Origin of the sequence: Haladaptatus sp. R4, assembly GCF_001625445.1 — an archaeon.
In the GTDB taxonomy this organism is placed as follows: domain Archaea; phylum Halobacteriota; class Halobacteria; order Halobacteriales; family Haladaptataceae; genus Haladaptatus.
This window is the reverse complement of record NZ_LWHG01000029.1, coordinates 95,648-113,500: the sequence shown is the minus strand read 5'-3', so window position 1 is coordinate 113,500 and position 17,853 is coordinate 95,648. Positions and strand designations below refer to the sequence as shown.

General features: G+C 56.7%; 15 protein-coding genes and 1 pseudogene. 9 read left to right on the top strand and 7 right to left on the bottom strand.

Features of this window, described 5'->3' with window-relative positions; translation table 11 throughout:
* Positions 1-85 precede the first annotated feature (85 nt).
* The 3 genes from A4G99_RS18230 to A4G99_RS18225 all read right to left on the bottom strand — a co-directional run bounded on the left by A4G99_RS18230 (position 86) and on the right by A4G99_RS18225 (position 2,466).
* On the bottom strand, positions 86-1,156 hold the full coding sequence (locus A4G99_RS18230; protein WP_082837900.1) for a 2,3-butanediol dehydrogenase: 1,071 nt from the start codon (positions 1,154-1,156) through the stop codon (positions 86-88).
* A 265-nt stretch (positions 1,157-1,421) separates the two neighbouring features.
* Positions 1,422-1,745: a hypothetical protein gene (locus A4G99_RS25295; RefSeq protein WP_150123153.1), complete on the bottom strand. Its 324-nt coding sequence runs from the start codon at positions 1,743-1,745 to the stop codon at positions 1,422-1,424.
* A 475-nt stretch (positions 1,746-2,220) separates the two neighbouring features.
* Positions 2,221-2,466 (bottom strand): PRC-barrel domain-containing protein, encoded by a 246-nt coding sequence (locus tag A4G99_RS18225; RefSeq protein ID WP_066146927.1) that lies wholly within the window; start codon positions 2,464-2,466, stop codon positions 2,221-2,223.
* A 677-nt stretch (positions 2,467-3,143) separates the two neighbouring features.
* Between A4G99_RS18225 and A4G99_RS18220 the strand changes: the two genes are divergently transcribed.
* The 5 genes and pseudogenes from A4G99_RS18220 to A4G99_RS18205 form a co-directional block, all read left to right on the top strand.
* The gene (locus tag A4G99_RS18220; RefSeq protein WP_190303807.1) at positions 3,144-3,683 is read left to right on the top strand and encodes an LEA type 2 family protein; all 540 of its coding nucleotides are present in this window, start codon (positions 3,144-3,146) and stop codon (positions 3,681-3,683) included.
* Complete coding sequence (locus A4G99_RS18215) at positions 3,680-4,153, top strand: hypothetical protein (RefSeq protein ID WP_066146923.1); 474 nt, start codon at positions 3,680-3,682, stop codon at positions 4,151-4,153. The genes A4G99_RS18220 and A4G99_RS18215 overlap by 4 nt, the downstream gene beginning before the upstream one ends.
* A gap of 128 nt (positions 4,154-4,281) precedes the next feature.
* Entirely contained in the window at positions 4,282-4,521 is a 240-nt protein-coding gene (locus A4G99_RS27520; protein WP_223301978.1) for a helix-turn-helix domain-containing protein, read from the top strand.
* Positions 4,518-5,081: a winged helix-turn-helix domain-containing protein gene (locus A4G99_RS18210; RefSeq protein WP_223301977.1), complete on the top strand. Its 564-nt coding sequence runs from the start codon at positions 4,518-4,520 to the stop codon at positions 5,079-5,081. The genes A4G99_RS27520 and A4G99_RS18210 overlap by 4 nt, the downstream gene beginning before the upstream one ends.
* 116 nt (positions 5,082-5,197) lie before the next feature.
* A pseudogene (locus tag A4G99_RS18205) lies at positions 5,198-6,097 on the top strand (complex I NDUFA9 subunit family protein); the annotation flags it as partial.
* A gap of 1,232 nt (positions 6,098-7,329) precedes the next feature.
* Here the strand turns inward: A4G99_RS18205 and A4G99_RS18195 are convergent.
* Positions 7,330-8,463 carry a thioredoxin domain-containing protein gene (locus A4G99_RS18195; protein ID WP_082837899.1) on the bottom strand — a complete coding sequence of 378 codons (1,134 nt, stop codon included), beginning with the start codon at positions 8,461-8,463 and terminating at the stop codon, positions 7,330-7,332.
* Positions 8,464-8,872: 409 nt separating this feature from the next.
* On the opposite strand from A4G99_RS18195, the gene A4G99_RS18190 reads away from it, so the two are divergent.
* The gene (locus A4G99_RS18190) at positions 8,873-10,204 is read left to right on the top strand and encodes a glutamine synthetase family protein (protein ID WP_066146915.1); all 1,332 of its coding nucleotides are present in this window, start codon (positions 8,873-8,875) and stop codon (positions 10,202-10,204) included.
* On the opposite strand, the gene A4G99_RS18185 is transcribed toward A4G99_RS18190, so the two are convergent.
* Positions 10,201-10,905 (bottom strand): helix-turn-helix domain-containing protein, encoded by a 705-nt coding sequence (locus A4G99_RS18185; RefSeq protein WP_066146913.1) that lies wholly within the window; start codon positions 10,903-10,905, stop codon positions 10,201-10,203. The genes A4G99_RS18190 and A4G99_RS18185 overlap by 4 nt on opposite strands.
* Positions 10,906-11,098: 193 nt before the next feature.
* On the opposite strand from A4G99_RS18185, the gene eat reads away from it, so the two are divergent.
* The 3 genes from eat to A4G99_RS18170 all read left to right on the top strand — a co-directional run bounded on the left by eat (position 11,099) and on the right by A4G99_RS18170 (position 15,597).
* Complete coding sequence (eat, locus tag A4G99_RS18180) at positions 11,099-12,631, top strand: ethanolamine permease (RefSeq protein ID WP_082837898.1); 1,533 nt, start codon at positions 11,099-11,101, stop codon at positions 12,629-12,631.
* A gap of 99 nt (positions 12,632-12,730) precedes the next feature.
* Positions 12,731-14,170: an aldehyde dehydrogenase gene (locus A4G99_RS18175; RefSeq protein WP_066146909.1), complete on the top strand. Its 1,440-nt coding sequence runs from the start codon at positions 12,731-12,733 to the stop codon at positions 14,168-14,170.
* A gap of 233 nt (positions 14,171-14,403) precedes the next feature.
* The gene (locus A4G99_RS18170) at positions 14,404-15,597 is read left to right on the top strand and encodes an iron-containing alcohol dehydrogenase family protein (RefSeq protein ID WP_066146907.1); all 1,194 of its coding nucleotides are present in this window, start codon (positions 14,404-14,406) and stop codon (positions 15,595-15,597) included.
* 58 nt (positions 15,598-15,655) lie between these two features.
* Here the strand turns inward: A4G99_RS18170 and A4G99_RS18165 are convergent, their stop codons facing one another.
* Together A4G99_RS18165 and A4G99_RS18160 are read right to left on the bottom strand one after the other, a co-directional pair.
* A complete protein-coding gene (locus tag A4G99_RS18165) occupies positions 15,656-16,375 on the bottom strand; it encodes a maleate cis-trans isomerase (RefSeq protein WP_223301976.1) in 720 nt (239 codons plus the stop codon).
* Entirely contained in the window at positions 16,372-17,460 is a 1,089-nt protein-coding gene (locus tag A4G99_RS18160) for a hypothetical protein (protein WP_150123152.1), read from the bottom strand. Before A4G99_RS18160 ends, A4G99_RS18165 begins: the two co-directional genes overlap by 4 nt.
* Between the last annotated feature and the right edge of the window lie 393 nt (positions 17,461-17,853).

The window sequence follows — 17,853 nt, the reverse complement described above, 5'->3', positions numbered from 1 at the left end:
AAGACACCAAACGAGTTGTCAAAATTTGGAGAAGGTAATGTGCAGTCCGTCGGAATTATCTAACTCTATCGAACCGGGGTGAAAATCACGGTTTGACGAAGATTTTCACTTGATCGCTCCCTTCGTCGAGGAGCGATTCGAACCCCTCGTCGACTATATCATCGAGACCGATGCGGTCGGTAACGAGCGGATCCGGATCGAGCGTCCCGTCCGCGAGCATATCGATAACCATCCCGTATTCCTCGTTCGAGCGCGGCCCTCCCAGATACGCGAGCGTTCCGGTGAGCGTCCGTTCGCCGAGGACGAGTGTGTTCGGGGGCATATTCACCGTCTCTTCCCAGATACTCACGACGGTAACGGTCCCGCCAGGCCGTGTACTTTCGAGCGCGGCGTTGAACGTCGGTTCGATGCCAGCGACTTCGAACGCCGCATCGACGCCACCGTCAGTCGATGAACGTATTTCGTCGACGGCATCGACCTCGGTTGGGTCGATGAGATGGTCGGCCCCGGAGTCCGCCGCTCGGTCACGGCGGGCCGCCCGGGGCTCCGAGACGAAAATCCGTCTGGCACCGGCCGCCCGTGCACATTGAATCACCGACAGGCCGATGGGGCCGCTGCCGAAGACCGCGACGGTGTCGCCTGCACTGATACCCGATCGACGAACGGCATGGAGACCAACGCTCAACGGTTCGACTAGCGCGCCGTGTTCGAGCGGAACGTCCTCCCCGAGTGGAACTGCCTTCTCTGCACTCACAACCACGTTTTCGGCGAACCCACCGCCGCCACCGGACAGACCGACGAAACCACCGGAATCACAGATATGATAATTTCCCTCCCGACATTGGCGACACTCGCCACAATAGAGGATGGGATTGATCGCCACTGCGTCACCCTCGGTAAGGTTTTCCACGTCCTCCCCTACCTCACTGATAACACCGCTGAACTCGTGTCCCATCGTGATCGGTGCCCGTTCACCCGAAATCGCATGTGGATCTCCTTCGGGGATGAATATGGGTCCTGCCGCGTACTCGTGTAAATCGGAGCCACAGATCCCGCACGTATCGACCTCCACGCGTACATCCGTCGCTCCAACACTCGATTCCTCCGTCTCTTCGACGCGAATGTCACGTTGTCCGTGCCATCTTGCGGTCTGCATAGCACCACAACTTCACCAAGATTCGTGATAGATGTTGTGGTGATTTCGCAGAGAATCGGCGGAACGGGATCACGGATGAAATAGCTAACTACGTCACCTATTGTACCTATTTCTTAGGATTTCACCGGGTCAATATATACGACGTGATCGACGCTCGGATGAATACGACACCGGTCGCTTGACTCTGGAGTACGGTTCTTAGAGCAAGTTGACCGCTCGCGTCCAAGCGTTCGAAGGGACGAAAATAGGATGTCCACTCGCCGGTCTATTCGGGATTCGAATTCCCGGTCGCCTCCGTGTCGTTCCGCATCGATGCGCTGTTCGGACTTCGTCGTTCGAGCGCAATCGTGACGAGTCGAATGACGACGGAAGGGATAACGACCGAAAGCGTGGAGATTCCAGCAATCGCCGCGATCACTACAGCAAGGCTCGGGGCCGTACTCAGTAACAGCCCCACTACCAGGTACAGGGGGAGTCCGAGTAGGATCACGACGACCGCGTCTATCGAATCCTGCTGTCCGGGTGGTGGACGACCGGTATTCCGGTTACTCTGTTCGTGGGGCAATCGTTTTCGGGGTGGTTGTTGCATAGATGGCTACTCGTGCAGTCGGTCGAATCGATTCGCGGGCAATACAGCATCTCTCGGCGCAGCGATACCGCTAACGCGTATCAGAACGCCTCCCACCAGCAGCCCCGTCACCGTTTTTAGACGGGGCGGCCGTCAGGTTCGAAATCGGTCGTCGTGGATCGGTTTTCTAGCAAGTCCGGTCTTCATAGCGACTGCTGTTACGTGTACGGACCACAGCGCAACCGATGCGTAAACCGAGAAGCTCCTTACTCCGTGGAAAATCTCATGATTGATGACCTCTCGTATCACTTCCGTCGTTTCAGAATGGTATAAAATCGCATTGAATGTTGGTAGCCAGTCACATACTCCGAGAAGCGAAAAGATCACGACCAGCGACGACAGCAATTGCTCGCAACCGCGTTTCACCGAGTAGCCGCTGACGGAAACCTCGACTCACGTATATCGTGACGACCGTCTTTTCGATGTAGACAGGTACTCACAGTTCTACGACGATATAGTCATTGACGGCGTGAATCCGATCGATGGGCAACTCGAAGAAATCGTTCTCGTCGACAGCGATATCGATGCCGTCCTGATCGGCGGTTTCATCGGGGTCGATAACGAGGTGCAAGAGCTCCCCTACATTCACGTTCGTTGTAATATCGGAGACCTCCCCGAGGGTAGTTCCATGCGTCCCGATGGCTGTCATCCCGATCAAATTAGTAGCGAAGACATCTGCCATACTATCTTGTGTTGGAGTATACTATTCAAATATTCCCATACGACCTCGACGAAATATTCGAACCGTCGAGGGGTTCGAAATCCCCGTTCGGCAACATTCGTGATCAAATCTCCGGGTTGGGCAAATCGGTACTGGGAAAACGAACGGGGGTGGAATCGAACCACCGGGGCCACGGAGTGGCCGCCATCGACGCGGTGTCGATGGTGCTTCTACCAACAAGCAACCCGTTCTCCTCGGATTTCTCGCTATCGGAGCGTAGATTGACTGTGCCAGGAGAGTGGGCACAGCCAGGCTAGCGTATGTATGACGTGCGACATGGCGTTGTTTGCTCAGCGATGCTCGAACGCGTAGGAACCTGGCAATCGAGTCCACATCCTACGGCGCTCGCATACCAATCAATGGCCGCATCCGGTATTGTTATGCGGTTCCTTCCGTTGAAATATCTAACACGAACGAAGTGAAACAGTCTACGCGAAACCGTTTCCCCCGCCTCGGAGTCGGCCCTATCGATCTATTGATGAAAAATCACAGATAATTACAACGAAATAGCCAAGAGAATTACGCTCCTCGGGATTCATTCTCCCGTCGTACGGAGGACCGAAATCGCTGACGAACGGTTCGAAAGGATTCGAACACTCATGACACGAATACGAAACCTCGTTATCGGAGGTGTACTAGTGATACTCGTTCTCGCCGGGAGTGGATACCTCGCGGTGACGAGCGGAGCAGTACCGAAACCATCCGCTGGCGTTCAGGACTTCGGAGACTGGGGGAGCGTCACCCCTCATCAAACCGAGGTCGTTACGACGTTCTGGACGACCAATCCGTATCCTATCGAGTTTACGACCGGCAACACACTGCACGCACGCTACTCGCTTTCCCTCAACGGAGTCACCGTTGCTACGGGAACTCGAAACAGGGTGGACCTTCCCCGCGGGAACACGACACAAACTCAGTCTACATACATCCAAAACGACCGGCTGAAGGACTGGTGGGTGAATTTCATCGAGGCGAACGAAACGATCCATGCGACTGCTCACGGGAACGTTCGCATCGCCACTCCCGTCAAAAACTGGTCGTATCACGTCTCGAAGACGCATACCCAGTTTGCGGACCGAGCACCCATTCTCGATTCGCTCTCACACGCCGCCGCGAAAACGGAAGGGAAGTACGTCCGTACTCGGCGAGTTGACGTCGTCCCGTTCATCGGAACGTGACCGTCGGCGCGGAGGTGCAGGACGTCGAGACGACGTTGGGGCGTGTCAATCGGAATCGAACGACGGTCCTAGTGCGATTTCGAATTCACAACCCGAGCGAGACGGTTCCCATCGTCGTCGATCCGACCGGACTCAGAATGAGGGCCGACGTAAACGGCATCCCCATGTTTCACTCGGGAAGCGGTGTCCTTTCGGCGAACGCGACGAAACGGAAGCTTCTATTGCCGGGAGAAACCCGGGACGTCGTCATCCCGATCACGATGAACAACGACAAAGTCGATGACTGGTTCCGCTCGCACGTTCGCAACGACGAACGTTCCACCATCGTGGTCCACACACAACTCGTCGTTAACCCGCTCGGAGTCGGCAAGCCGATTCGTGTGCCCGACGGGGACGGTATCACCTATCGATGTACCATGCAGACCGCCATTTTCGAGGATAATCAGACGGCCAAAACGACGTGTGGATGAATCACTCGGTTGCAAGCATGGCCATTCATCCTGCTCGAATCTACCTCGATGATTGCAGTTCCGTCGATCCCGTTCCGCTACCGAAAAGCAACTTGTTTTTTGGACGTGAAAGCGTAGTGACTGCTACGATGTCGAACGATCTCGCTCGATTCCTCGCCGGTTCTCCGGAACGCCGAGAGTTGCTCACCCATCTCAGGAAACGACCCGGATCGCCAGCGGAACTCGCCGACGACCTGTCCCTCTCCCGGCGGAGCATTCAACGCCATCTCGGCCAATTCGTCGAACGTGGCTGGGCGACTAAAAGCGGTGGCACGTATCGGCTCACGACGTCGGTGACTGCATCGTCGACGAACACACGACCTACTTGAAGACGTTGGACCGAATCGAGACGTTCGAGCCGTTTCTCAGGAACCTCCCCGATATCGAGCACTCTCCTGATCCACGGTGGTTGGATGGCGCTTCCCTCGTCACAGTCTCCCCCGAGAATCCACAAGCACCGATCCGTGCATACCTCGAACGCGTCCGGGAGTTCGACTCCGACCATATTCGAATGATCTCACCGGTTCTCAGTCGCTTGTTCCACGACGTCCACGCCGAACTAGCACTGGATGGCGTCCACACCGAACTGGTGATGGCCGAAGACACGATCGATCGAGCACGCAGTCTGAATCCGACCGAATTTAAAATCGTCGTGAGCGTCGGTGTCCTCGACCTCTACCGCTATCCGGATAGCCTCGGGTTCGGCCTCACCCTCGGTGACGACCAGCTTTTAATGGGGGCATACGACAGTGGTGGCCACCTCGAAGCGTGCGTCCATTCGACCGATACGGAGTTCCTCCAGTGGGGCGAGAAGTTGTTCGAACGGTACCGCGGACAGGCCGATTTGATCGAACCCTCGTTTTCATTCCCGTTTTCGCTCGGACCCTGAGGAGTATCGCGCGGGTTTGCAGGAGATTCACCATGGACGACCACTGGCGGAGACGCCACTGATTGGCACGTGTGCAGGCAGATATCGTAAACTGCTCCGCAGATAAAACGACGTATATGAACGTCCTGGTCGTCGGCGGTACCGGATTTATTGGCACGAACGTCGTTCGCGAATTGGTGGATCGAGGGCACGCGGTGACCGTTCTCGCGCGTGCAGCGGAGAACGACCACCCCGCGGACACCGTTCGAGTAGCGAATGGGGACGTGACCGAGTACGAATCGATCGAAGGAGCGTTCGCCGACCAAGAGGTCGTCGTCAATCTCGTGGCCCTTTCGCCACTGTTCACGCCGGATGGCGGGGAAGGGATGCACGAGCGCGTCCATGCTGATGGCACCGCGAACGTGGTCGAAGCGGCAGAAGCACACGACGTCCGGAAACTCGTTCAGATGAGTGCCCTCGGTGCGGACCCCGATGGCCCGACGGCCTATCTCCGAGCGAAAGGTGCGGCGGAGCGAACGGTTCGTGACGCCGACCTCGATTGGGTACTCGTACGCCCATCGGTAATCTTCGGCGACGGCGGCGAGTTCGTAGACTTCACGAAGATGCTCACGACCCCATACGTAACCGGTTTGCCGGGCGGTGGAACGACCCGTTTCCAACCACTGTGGGTCGGCGACCTGGCCCCGATGCTCGCGGATGCGGTCGAAAACGACGAGCACGACGGGGAAGTCCACGAACTCGGCGGTCCGGACGTGCTCACGCTCGCCGACGTAACGCGGTTGGTGTACCAAGCCGACGGGACGTCGACCAAGGTCGTTCCGATACCGATGGTATTCGCCAAACTCGGGTTACACGTCGGTAGCAAACTCCCGGGATTCCCCATGGGTATCGACCAGTATCGGTCACTCCAATTCGACAATACGGTCCGAGAGAACGACATTCGGGCATTCGGTCTGGAAACGGACGACCTTCGTTCGCTGGCCGAGTATCTCTCGAATGGGACAGATGGACAGCAGTCGCCTAACACCCCGTCGGCGTGGACCGCAAGAACGACCTTGCTTCTATTCGCCTTCCTAGCGCTGACGTGGCACCTCCCCGATGTGGTCGATATCTACAGCTATGGGGAACTCCCTCGGGTGTTATTCCTCCCAGCGTACCTCCTCATGCTCGTTCTGTATGATAGTTTCTGGGGGCTTGAGAACGTCGTCTACGCTATCGATCCGATCGTTCCCGGTTCGGAGAGGTATCTCTGGAACGCCGGTCTCATCGTAACGTACTACCTGTTCGCTGTGGTCGTAACGTGGCTTGGACGGCGTCTCAAACCGAGCGGACACACGATCACGACATCCTGAATAGATACGTGCAAACCCGATGGCCCGTCCGTACCCGTGGACCACCTCTATCGTATCAGTATCCGAAAGCACGAATGCTATCGACAAAGACATCGACGACGGAGCGTTCGATAGTTTCCCTCGGAGAAGAGCGAAAACGACGGCGAACCGGCAAACCGTGACTGGAACGGACCCGGTAACGATGAGAGGATTATATCGGTTCCCGCCAGTCGAAGACGAGCCAATGGTAGGCAGTCTCGAACTGCCGCTGTGTAAGTAGTACAGCCGTGACCGTTACGATCAACAGCGTCGTAAAGATCGCCGTCAGTGGGACCAATACGACCCTTTCAGCGACACTCCCTTCCGGAATAGTTGCCGAGACGTCCATACTCATTGATATAAATCGGGCTGATAAGTGCTTTGTGTTTTTGTTATCCACCGCTTGTATCACGCTTCGGCAAGAATTGGACGGTTCGTGGAACGGAACGACATGTTGGATTGCTAACTACCCACAAAGCCTATTACTAATTGATAAGAGAAATTGATATGAAAATCGTACCTCACATCCACCACCTCTTCGTATCTGATGATCGATCAGATATCGTCGTCGAGTGTCGAAGGTGTGGAGAAACGCTCTGTGGGACTGCCGAAACGTGTCCTAATTGTGGTTCCGATTCTATTTGCCATCTCGAAATCTCGTAACCACCGGCCGTTTGTCGATTCACTGGGGAATTCGTCGACGCTGATCACCGGACGACTTCTCAATCGACATCGTATAAATTGTGACACCCAGTAATGTATTTGCTGAGGAATTGTTTACAACAGTTTGAGATTGCATTTTGCCACTATAAATTGCACTTCAAATTGGAATAGATTCATTTCGCTTCCCAAGACGGATCGATCACCTCGGTGGATAATCAGACAGGGTTCAAAATGAGACGGCAGAGCTCTCTGATAGACATCGTTTCAGTTTGACTGTCATCGGCATTTGACTCGGAGCTATCGGTGGGGGTGTCCTCGTCGTTCGCCGATACGTCCTTCGATTTAGACGTCGAACTCCGAGTCTCCGCCGTCGAGGACTGACTTTCTGCCGTCGAGGATTCGGATGACTGATCGGAATCCTCCTTCGTCCCTCCTGCCGTGGTATCCTTGGAGCTATCTTCGTCATTACTAGACGATTGACTGACTTCAGAATCCGTAGAGTCGGATACAGCATCCGAATTCGACCCATCATCCGAGTTCGATGTATCGTTCGAATCCGATTCACTATCCGAGTTCGGTGTATCGTTCGAATCCGCGGATTCCGACGAACTTTCGGACGTGGTCGTTTCTTCGGGCGAGAAGTCACTCGCACTCGAAAGCTGACCTCCGATCCAGTTCAGTAAGGTATCGGTATCGTGGTGGGGAGCGATCGTTTCCCCATCGAGAACCATCGTCGGAGTGAACGTGACTCCGTAATCACCGGCATCGTAGCGGTTTTCTTCCACAGTATCATCGAATCGGCCGGAGGAGGCGCGGTCGATGATCGTTCCTCGATCGGAGACGTCTGCCGTCTGCATGCGGCCTTTCATCTCGCTGAACGAGACGTTTCCGGAGATGAGACCCGAAAACATGTAGTCGAAGAATTGCCAGTAATCGTCGGGCGAGACGTCCCAAACGCTCAATGCGGCTTCCGAGATCAGCGGATCGCTATCGGAGATGTAGTAGGTCGACGTACCGTGCGAGGATGTCCCCGGCGGTTGGTATGCGAGCGCCCGAAACCGTATGTTCATCTCACCGGATGTGACGTATTCGTTCAGTACCGCTTCGAGATTGCCTTCTCGAACGAATTTTTGGGTAAACGGGCATTTGAAGTTGCCATAAACGGTCGCGGTGGGATTGTTCGGATCCGTTCCCATCGTCGCGTACGTAAGTTCGTCAGTGTCGTTCGGCACCGGCGCTTCGGGAATTGCCGTTTCCGCGCTCGCGGGTATGGCGCCACCGACACCGACCGCTGCGAGAACGCCCGTCGTCTTCATAAATGTCCGCCGAGATGGATTATTCTTTGACATCGACTGGGTGGATTCACCGGTAGGTTATAGACCCGCTCGGTCGTCCAGGTGAATTTCGCTGTTTTGAACTCTTGCGTGACTGTTCGAACTCATTTTCGAACAGTTCATTCGTTATTAACGATATTAAATGCAGTCTAAACCGACACTATTTCACGGGTTTATTATCAATATGGGAAGTAGTTCGAAACGGGGGACAGGTAGTACGGAAGTAGAGAATTCACGCGGTCGAATAGGTGCTTTCGGTCGGTCTATCCGTGTGGATACGCCACCCGTAGTCGTCTCCCGTTCCGTTTTCGTCGTGGAAGTAGTATTTCTCGCGTCTACATTCAACGCCGAAGTCGATTATTAATAAATCGCAAGTTTGGGGGTAAACACATATGCCCCGATACTACGATGAGAAAGCGTCCCAATGACTTCCCTTTCAGATTACGAAACCATACGCCTGGTCTGGACCGACATCAATGGCGTTGCACGCGGAATCTCCCTCTCCGGTGACGAAGCATCACACGCGATCGAAGAGGGAGTCGGGTTCGCCAACGGGGTCGCCGAACTGACCCTCGAACCTGCGCTCCTCGACGACCCGAAATACGGTGCCGAAGCGGGCGACATGATGGCGGTCCCCGACGTCGACTCCGTGATGCCGATAGAGTGGGCCGCCGACACGGCGGCGGTCTTCACGGATCTGACCAACGTAGATAGTTCACGCTTCGACCTCTGCAGCAGGAGTGCGCTCAGGAGCGTCCTCGAAGACCTCGCGTCGGAGGGATACACGGCACGTGTCGGTGTCGAAACCGAGTTCTCGCTCCTACGTCCGGACGACGATGGTGGATGGGTCCCCTACAACGACCGCTGTTCGTACGACCTCGACGCCCTCGACATGGGATCGGACCTCATCCGCGATTGGACGAACGCGATGGAAGCGGCGGGGGGCCACGTTCTCGGTGTCCATCAGGAATCGCAACCGGGGCAGTACGAGATCAATATCGAGTACGACGATGCCCTGCGGACGGCGGATACCGTCATGTTCCTCCGCCATATGCTCAAATCCGTCTCGCGGCAGCACGGATGTAAAACGACGCTCATGCCCCGACCGCACTCACACGAGGACGCCAATGGGATGCATCTCCACCTCAGCCTGTGGGACCGTACGGGGTCGGAGAACGAGTTCAAAAGCGATACCGACGATATCCGATTTCCCGCGGGAAAGCATCCGGTCGGGGAGTCCGGGCTTTCCGAGACGGGACGGCATTTCGTCGGTGGCCTCCTCGAACACATGAAAGCGCTGACAGCGATCTGCGCGCCGACGGTCAACTCGTACAAACGGCTCCTCCCAGGAATCTGGGCCCCGGTCAATATCGCGTGGGGACCGGACAACCGTTCGACGGTGGTTCGCCTACCCCCCGAACTCGATTCGGCGACGCGTATCGAACACAGGGTACCCGACTCGTCGTGTAACCCGTATCTCGGTCTCGCGGCCTCGCTCGCGGCTGGATTGGACGGTATCCGAAACGAGATCGATCCGGGCGAACCGACGATCGAGAACGCCTACGACGAAGGCTACGAGAGTCTCCCCCGTACCCTCTGGACGGCGCTCGAACACCTCGAAAACGACGAAGTGATCGAGGATGCCCTCGGTTCGGCGCTCGTCGAGGAATTTGTACAGTTAAAACGGGACGAGTTCGACCGATCGATGGACCACGTGACCGAATGGGAACGCGAGGAGTATCGGGACGAGTTCTAGTCCTTGGCGGGTTGGTCCAGCATCGGACCGATCGCTTTCAGAATCTTCGCCTCCGAGAGCCGAAGGTGTTCTCCGACGGTCGAGACGCCCGTCGGGTCGTGTTCGGCTAAATCTTTGAGTTTACACGAACGGGGGGAGTCGTAGTATCCTTCTTCTATGGCGAGCGAGAGCACTTCGAGTTGCCGAGCGGAGAGGTTCTGTATCGCTTTCTTGACTTCGAGAAGTCCCATGAACATCCCCTCGAACTCGGGGGAGTGCAGCGAGTCGATCTGTACGGTGCCTAGTTGCTGTAACTCCTCGTGAGCGCGACTCACCTGTTCGTGCGTCGGGGCGAGGACGTCCCAATGTTCCCACCCATCGGCGACGGTCGCCGGTATCGTCGGGAAACAACTGTTTCCCAGTAGTACGTTCAGTACCGGTTCGGTCTCGGTGTCGTAATCGCCTTCCAGACAGACGACGCCCCGGTTGGTGGCGCTGGTGAAACTGACGAGTCGACTCGTGTTCATCACCGGATGATCCTCTAGCCAATCGACGAGGTCGTCGATTTCCCCCTCTTCGACCTGCGTCACCTCGATCATCGTGACGCTCGTCCCGTGAACGAGATAGGAGTAGATGATGGATGCACGCGCGTTCGGGAACGCATCGTTAAAACTGTTGGTCCAACATCCCTCGTGCTTTATTCTAAACGAGTATTCGATCATGGCGGAAATAGAACCATCGTATCCCTATATGGTTGTTGATAACTGAAAATCTTGAAATATTTCAGCGGCGTTTTTGTCCCCGATGAGGAGCGCCGAGTCATCGTCTCCCCGCAAACTCGGCGCACGCTGATAAGTGCTCCCAAAATGCCGGAGATACAGTTTAGGAGATCATAGATAATTCAGAGTTGGAACAATGTCAGATAAAGAAGGGGGTAGCGTTACGTACAACGATGTGGATGATAGTTATTTCGAAGATCGTGGCTTACGGCGGCACGCGAGGATTTGGTCGCTGTGGGCACTCGGCGTCGGTGCCGTCATCTCGGGCGATTTCTTCGGCTGGAACTTCGGCCTCGCCGCTGGTGGGTTCATGGGCCTCGTCATCGCAACGATCATCATCGCCGTCATGTATCTGGGCCTCTGTTTTTCCATCGCGGAAATGGCACCGGCGCTCCCCCACACCGGGGGTGCCTATTCGTTCGGACGGACGGCCATGGGTCCCTGGGGTGGCTTTATCACGGGTTTGGGTGAGAACATGGAGTACGTCATCACCACCGCGGTCATCGTCGTCGGTATCGGCGGCTACATGAACTCGGTTACACAGGCATTGCTCAGTTTTTCCATGCCCGCGCCGGTTTGGTGGGCGATATTCTATGGTATTTTCGTCGGACTCAACATAGTGGGCGTCAAGGAAAGCTTCCGGTTCACCGTCTTCATCACCTTCCTCGCGTTGGGCATATTGGCGGTCTTTTTCATCGGTGCGATTCCGCACTTTTCGTTCGATTGGGCACTGACCGTACCCGCTGATTCGGGTCAGAGCAAACTATTGCCGAAAGGCATCAAGGGCATCTTCCTGGCGTTGCCGTTCGCGATTTGGTTTTTCCTCGCCATCGAGGAACTGCCGTTAGCGGCGGAAGAGGCACACGATCCGGAGCGCGACCTGCCCAAAGCGACGATACTGGGCATCGTGACGCTGATCATCACGGCGTTCCTGACGTTGTTCCTCAACAGCGGCATCGCACCTGGCGCGGCAAAGGTCGGCCAAGCGGATAATCCGTTGTTCTTGGGCTTCAAAACCATATTCCCCGGCAGCATCGGTGCGGCGTTGCTCTCGTTGATCGCCGTGGCCGGATTGGTGGCGAGCTTTCACGCGATCATCTTCGCGTTCGGGCGTAACATCTACTCGCTGTCCCGGGCGGGGTACTTCCCACAGTGGCTCTCGGTCACCCACGACGAGCGCGATACGCCACACGTCGCTTTGATCGCCGGTTCGTTGATTGGCTACGTCGCGGCGCTGTTGATCTGGCTCACGCCGAGCGACAGTCCGGTGGGGGCGGTTCTGTTGAACATGGCGGTGTTCGGCGCCATGATCTCGTACATCATGCAGTCGTTGGCGTTCATCCTGCTCCGGCGAGAGTATCCGAACCTCAGACGACCGTATCGGAGTCCGGTCGGCGTGTTCGGTGCGGTGGTCGCAATCGTTATCGCGGCCGTTACCTTCGTGTTCCTCTTTTTGAACCCGTCGTATCGGTTCGGCGTTATCGGAGCGGCGCTGTGGTATGCGGGCGGGATCATCTATTTCGCTGTCAGGGGTCGCCACCGTCTAGTGCGGGCACCGGAGGAGGATTTCGCCCTGAACCAGCAGAACGCGGCGACGAACGACGCCGCTCCCGACATGGCCGAGCGGCGCGATTCGACGGGCGACACCGTTCGAGAACCCTCCGAGTGATCCGACTCCCCGTCTGCTGGCGGCTCTCCCGACGTATTTTATAAACAGTCCCACATCAGCCGGGAAATATTTAGGCCGGGTCCGAGGGTTGTGACCGGTATGCACAGCTACGAGATGCGAATCGACGGGCAGGATCGAGGTGGGACCGAGCGTTCCGTCGAAAATCCCGCTACGGGAGAGACGGTCGGTACCGTCTCGACCGGAACACGAACCGACGCGAGCGAAGCGATCGACGCTGCGCGGAGTGTACGAAAGGAGTGGGCGGAGAGCAACCCCGCTCGACGTGAACGTGGATTGCTTGCCGTCGCCGAGCGGATCGAGGCGGATCGGGACGAACTCAGCGAACTCCTCGTCGCGGAGACCGGAAAATGTCTCGGAACGGCCGAAGGCGAGGTCATGGAAACCGCCCAGCAGTTTCGCTTCTTCGCGGGTGTGGTGGACAAGGTTCGAGGTGACACGATCCCAACTTCGACGAACCGGCTCAACTACACGAAACGGGTCCCCTACGGCGTTACCGCACACATCATCCCGTGGAACTATCCGCTCCTGTTGGGGTCCCGAGGGATTGCGGCCGCCCTCGCCACGGGAAATACGGTCGTCGCGAAGCCACCGAGTCGAGCACCGCTATCGACGATGAGGTACGGGAATATTCTCGCCGAGGAGTTCCCCGACGGCGTCGTAAACCTCGTTCCGGGGTCGGGGAGCGAGGTGGGAGCGGCCCTGAGCGATCATCCCGGCGTCGATCTGATCACGTTTACCGGTTCGACTGCGGTCGGTCAACAGGTGCTGGAGGCTGCGGCAGCGAACATCACGCCGGTCGACCTGGAACTCGGAGGGAAGGCTCCGGCGGTCGTCCTCCCCGACGCCGACGTCGAGAATGCGGCGCGCGGCGTCGCCCGAGGAATCTTCTCCAATGCCGGGCAGAATTGCGTCGCTACCTCACGCGCCATCGTCCACGAAGACGTGAGGGCGGAATTCACCGAACTCGTGGTCCGGGAAGCGGAACGTATCTCCCTCGGATCCGGGGACGATCCGACGACTGATATGGGGCCGGTCATCTCGGCGGAAGCGCAGGACGACATTCTCGGCTACATCGAATCGGGACGGGAGGAGGGAGCGACCCTCCGAACCGGCGGGGGTGTCCCGGACGATCCGGAGTTGCAGGACGGATACTTCGTCGAACCGACCGTGTTCGATGACGTGACGCCGGACATGCAAATTGCGCGCGAGGAGATATTCGGCCCAGTGCTCTCGATACTGAGCGTCGAATCGGTCGATGAAGCCGTCGCCGTGGCGAACGACTCGCCGTACGCGCTCGCGGCGTCCATCTGGACCGACGGGTTGCACGCCACTCGCATCGCTGACCGACTCGATCACGGCCTCGTCGCAGTCAACACGTTCCCCGTGTCGATGCCTCAAAGCCCGTGGGGAGGGAACAAGGAGAGCGGTCTGGGACGGGAAGGCGGTTACGAGGGCGTCGAGGCGTTCACCACCGTAAACAGCGTCGTCGTCGAGCACGACGGGATGGACCCGTACTGACCGCATCGATCTGTCGTCTTGTCCGAACGATGGGGCGAACGCGAGGTGGATACGTTCCCTGTCGGGTGTGCTCCTGGGACGAAGAAATCCAAGCGACCCGCCACGACTATTTAAATACTCATAGGTATGGGGAGTAAGGGGTATGAATCGAATACTGGTACTATCTACACCGTAACCGGAACGCTGCACGCAGTGCCGGATTCACGCGACTCATAGAACACGGTGACACAACAATGACACAACAATTAGCGGAATGGAACGTCCCGAATAGGATCCTGTTTGGTCGTGGAGCTTCAGACGAAGTCGGTTCGTACATCGACCGATTCGATGCGGAACGTGCGCTCGTCGTGACCGACGAAGGTGTTCGCGAGGCGGGCGTTCTCGAACCGGTACTCGAATCGATCGAGGAAGCCGGAAAGGAGTATGCCATCTTCGACGGTGTTCAGCCTGATCCGACTGACACAGTCGTTCACGAGGCAGCGGACGCCTACGACGACGCCGACGCGAACCTCATTCTCGGAATCGGTGGTGGGTCGTCGTTGGACACCGCAAAAGCGGCATCGATCATCGCAGCGAACGACGGCCACATTCTCGACTACGAAGGGAGTGGAAACGTCCCGGAATCCCCTCCACCGAGTATCTACATACCAACGACGTCCGGAACCGGGAGCGAGGTCGGTCATTGGTGTATCGTGAAGGACTCCGAGACCGACGTCAAAGAGGAAATCGGGGACGTGAAACTCCTCGCCGACCTCGCGTTGATCGATCCCGATCTGACGGCGAGTGCACCACCGCCGGTAAAGGCGGCGACTGGAATGGACGTGTTGACGCACGCTATCGAAGCGTACGTATCGATCAAGGCACAAAGTCAGACCTCCGCTATCGCGCTCGATTCGGTCGAGAAAGTCGGCGAATTCCTCCCCCGTGCCGTCGAGTACCGTGACGGCGACCCTGCTGCGCTCACGGCGATGGCCAGGGCAAGTATGCAGGCCGGGATGGCGTTCAACGGCGCTGGATTGGGTGCAGTACACGCGCTCTCTCACCAAGTCGGCGGCCAGTTTGGTGTTCCTCACGGATTGGTCAACGCGATCATCCTTCCGTACGTGATGGAGTACAACCTGTCACAAGTTCCCGAGAAGTTCTGTACTATCGCGGAGCGCCTCGGGGAACCGATCGACCGCAACCGCCGAACACAGCTAGAGGCCTACAAAGCGGTTCGTGTGGTACGCGAACTGGGTGATTCGGTCCGGATCCCCAGGACGCTGGACGAGACGGCGGCCGAACGCGAAGCGATTCCTGCGTTGGCAGCGCAGGCACTCGAAGACGGAAGTCTCACTGGAAATCCTCGTTTGACCGATGTGGACGACATGGAGCACATCCTCGAACGGGCGTTCGACGGCGTATTCGAGTACGAATCACGCCTGTGAATCCCCGTCGGTGCTAAAACTCACGCGTTCTTTGCCATCTCCGCCGACAATCGAACTTTCAGTGTCGGAATAAGGTGCCCAACTCGATTTCGGAGTAATCGACGTCGATTTTCCGAAGTGCATCCCACAACGTCGCCTGGTTGCTCGTTATCACTGGTTTATCCAGATCCCGTTCCAATCGGTCGATGATCTCGAACGTTCGATACCCCGTACAACTGATGAATATCGCGTCAGCATCCTCCCGGTTCATTTCCCGGGCTTGTCGGTATGCCATCTCCGGGTGGTGGGCACAGATTTCTTCGTCGGTCCTACATCCCAACCCGTATATGTCGAGCACTTCGTAGCCTGAATCCTCCAGAAAATCGACTTCCAGTTCGTTGAGCTCCGGTATGTACGGAGTCGCAACTGTGAGCGATTCGACATCGAGTGCGTCTAACGCACGCTTGATCGACGCCGCCGTCGCGACCGCAGGAACACCGGCCACCGTTTCGATCCGTCGTTCGATCTCCGTTTCGAATCCCTCGCCCTTGAGCAGGCTACCGGTCGTACAGGAGTAGGCGATAACATCGACATCGGTGGTTTTGAGCAATTTTGCACAGCGTTCGACATCGGCCGACATTCGTTCCAAGGTTTCCGCGTCGGCGACCCCATCCTCAAGTAGCATGCGAGCCACGTGTACGGAAACGCCATCGGGTGTGTGCCGGAAGTACTCGCCCTCGCTCGTTCTGTCGGACGACGTTACGACGAGTCCGATCCGGTTCCTCCACCCGTACATCATTCGGCCTCGATGCCGCTACTTTGGGTTTCGGCACCGCGTTCTCGCCAAAACTCGCGCTTCCATGCGGGATTCGATAGCCGATAGAGTCCAACGGTGAGCAGGGGAATCACGAGTACCGCGGTGAACAATACGGCCAGAATCGGATACACCTCACTGACGAGGCTGATGATACCGATTCGGGAGAGCGCTATCGCACCGAGGAGGATCAGTAGTCCCACTGATCCGCGTTCCAATGACGAGAGACCGTCCCTGGCGGCAAAGAACCGATGATCTGACTCTTTGATATCCTCATCGATGCGTTCCGTGATGGAGTGAACGAATCCGACTCCGGTTTCGGTCAACGTCCATCCGATCGCGATTCCGTAACACACCAACAGAACTGGTGGGTCGAGCATCGCCAACCACGGCACTGATGCACCCATCACGTCGCCGTTGGGATAGTACGCCAGCAGGGATAGATACGATAGAACGAGGGGAATCCCAAGCATAAATGCGCTCAGTACGCCGGATACGACCGCTTCCGAACGGTTTTCCATCCGGTCGATCAGGAACAGCGGTGGAATAAATCCGATGAGCGAATATCCGGCGTAGATCAGCGCGGATTTGATCGCGGCAGGGACGCTCGGATCGTTCACGTATGCCGTACTCCCGCTCCGAAGGATATCGAGAGCCTGTCCGCCGTTGGTTGCGAGGACGTATCCGAACATGGCGAGATATACCGCGTAAATGAACGTCGTACCGTAGACGCTGAATCGCTCGATGGCTTCGCGTCCGAAGTAGAGGACGAAGAAGATGAATCCGATGAGAAGAACGTTCGCCAAGAACACCGGAACGCCGAGGATCTGATTCATCAGATTACCCCCTGCGGAGGCGACGACTGCGATAATGACGACGGCGAGAATCACGTAGATTGCCTCGAAGACGGGCCATCCGTGCCAGATGAGGTTCTTCATGAGCGATTTATAATCGTAGAGGTCGAATCTCCTCGAAAACTCGTAAACGAGGGCACCACAGATCGCAAGCACCGTCACGTAGGTGAGAATCGCGACGCTTCCGAGCGCCCCATACTTCGCTACGTACTCCACTACCTCCCGGCCCGTCGAAAATCCTCCTCCGACGCTTACCGATTGGAAAACGATCGCTGGAACCATGATCCGTCGAAATCGTGATTTTGTGAGGTATGCGAACACAATCCATGACTCGTGAGTATTGGATATTAAGGTTTTTACGCCAAATTTATGAAATTCATGTGGTTATTTGCCCATATAGGAATCGATCCTAACGAACAATTATATGTCGGAGTTGCATTTTTACTCCTCGACATCACCGATAAATCCCTCTCGTTTAAATACCGAACGACGAAATTGGTTTCCTCATCGAGAATTCCCGTATAACAGTCCACCGCATCAAAACGCGGCATATCGCTTGTACTCGGGTAGCAAAGGGTTCGGAGACGAGGATTCCGCTCCGAAAGAGTA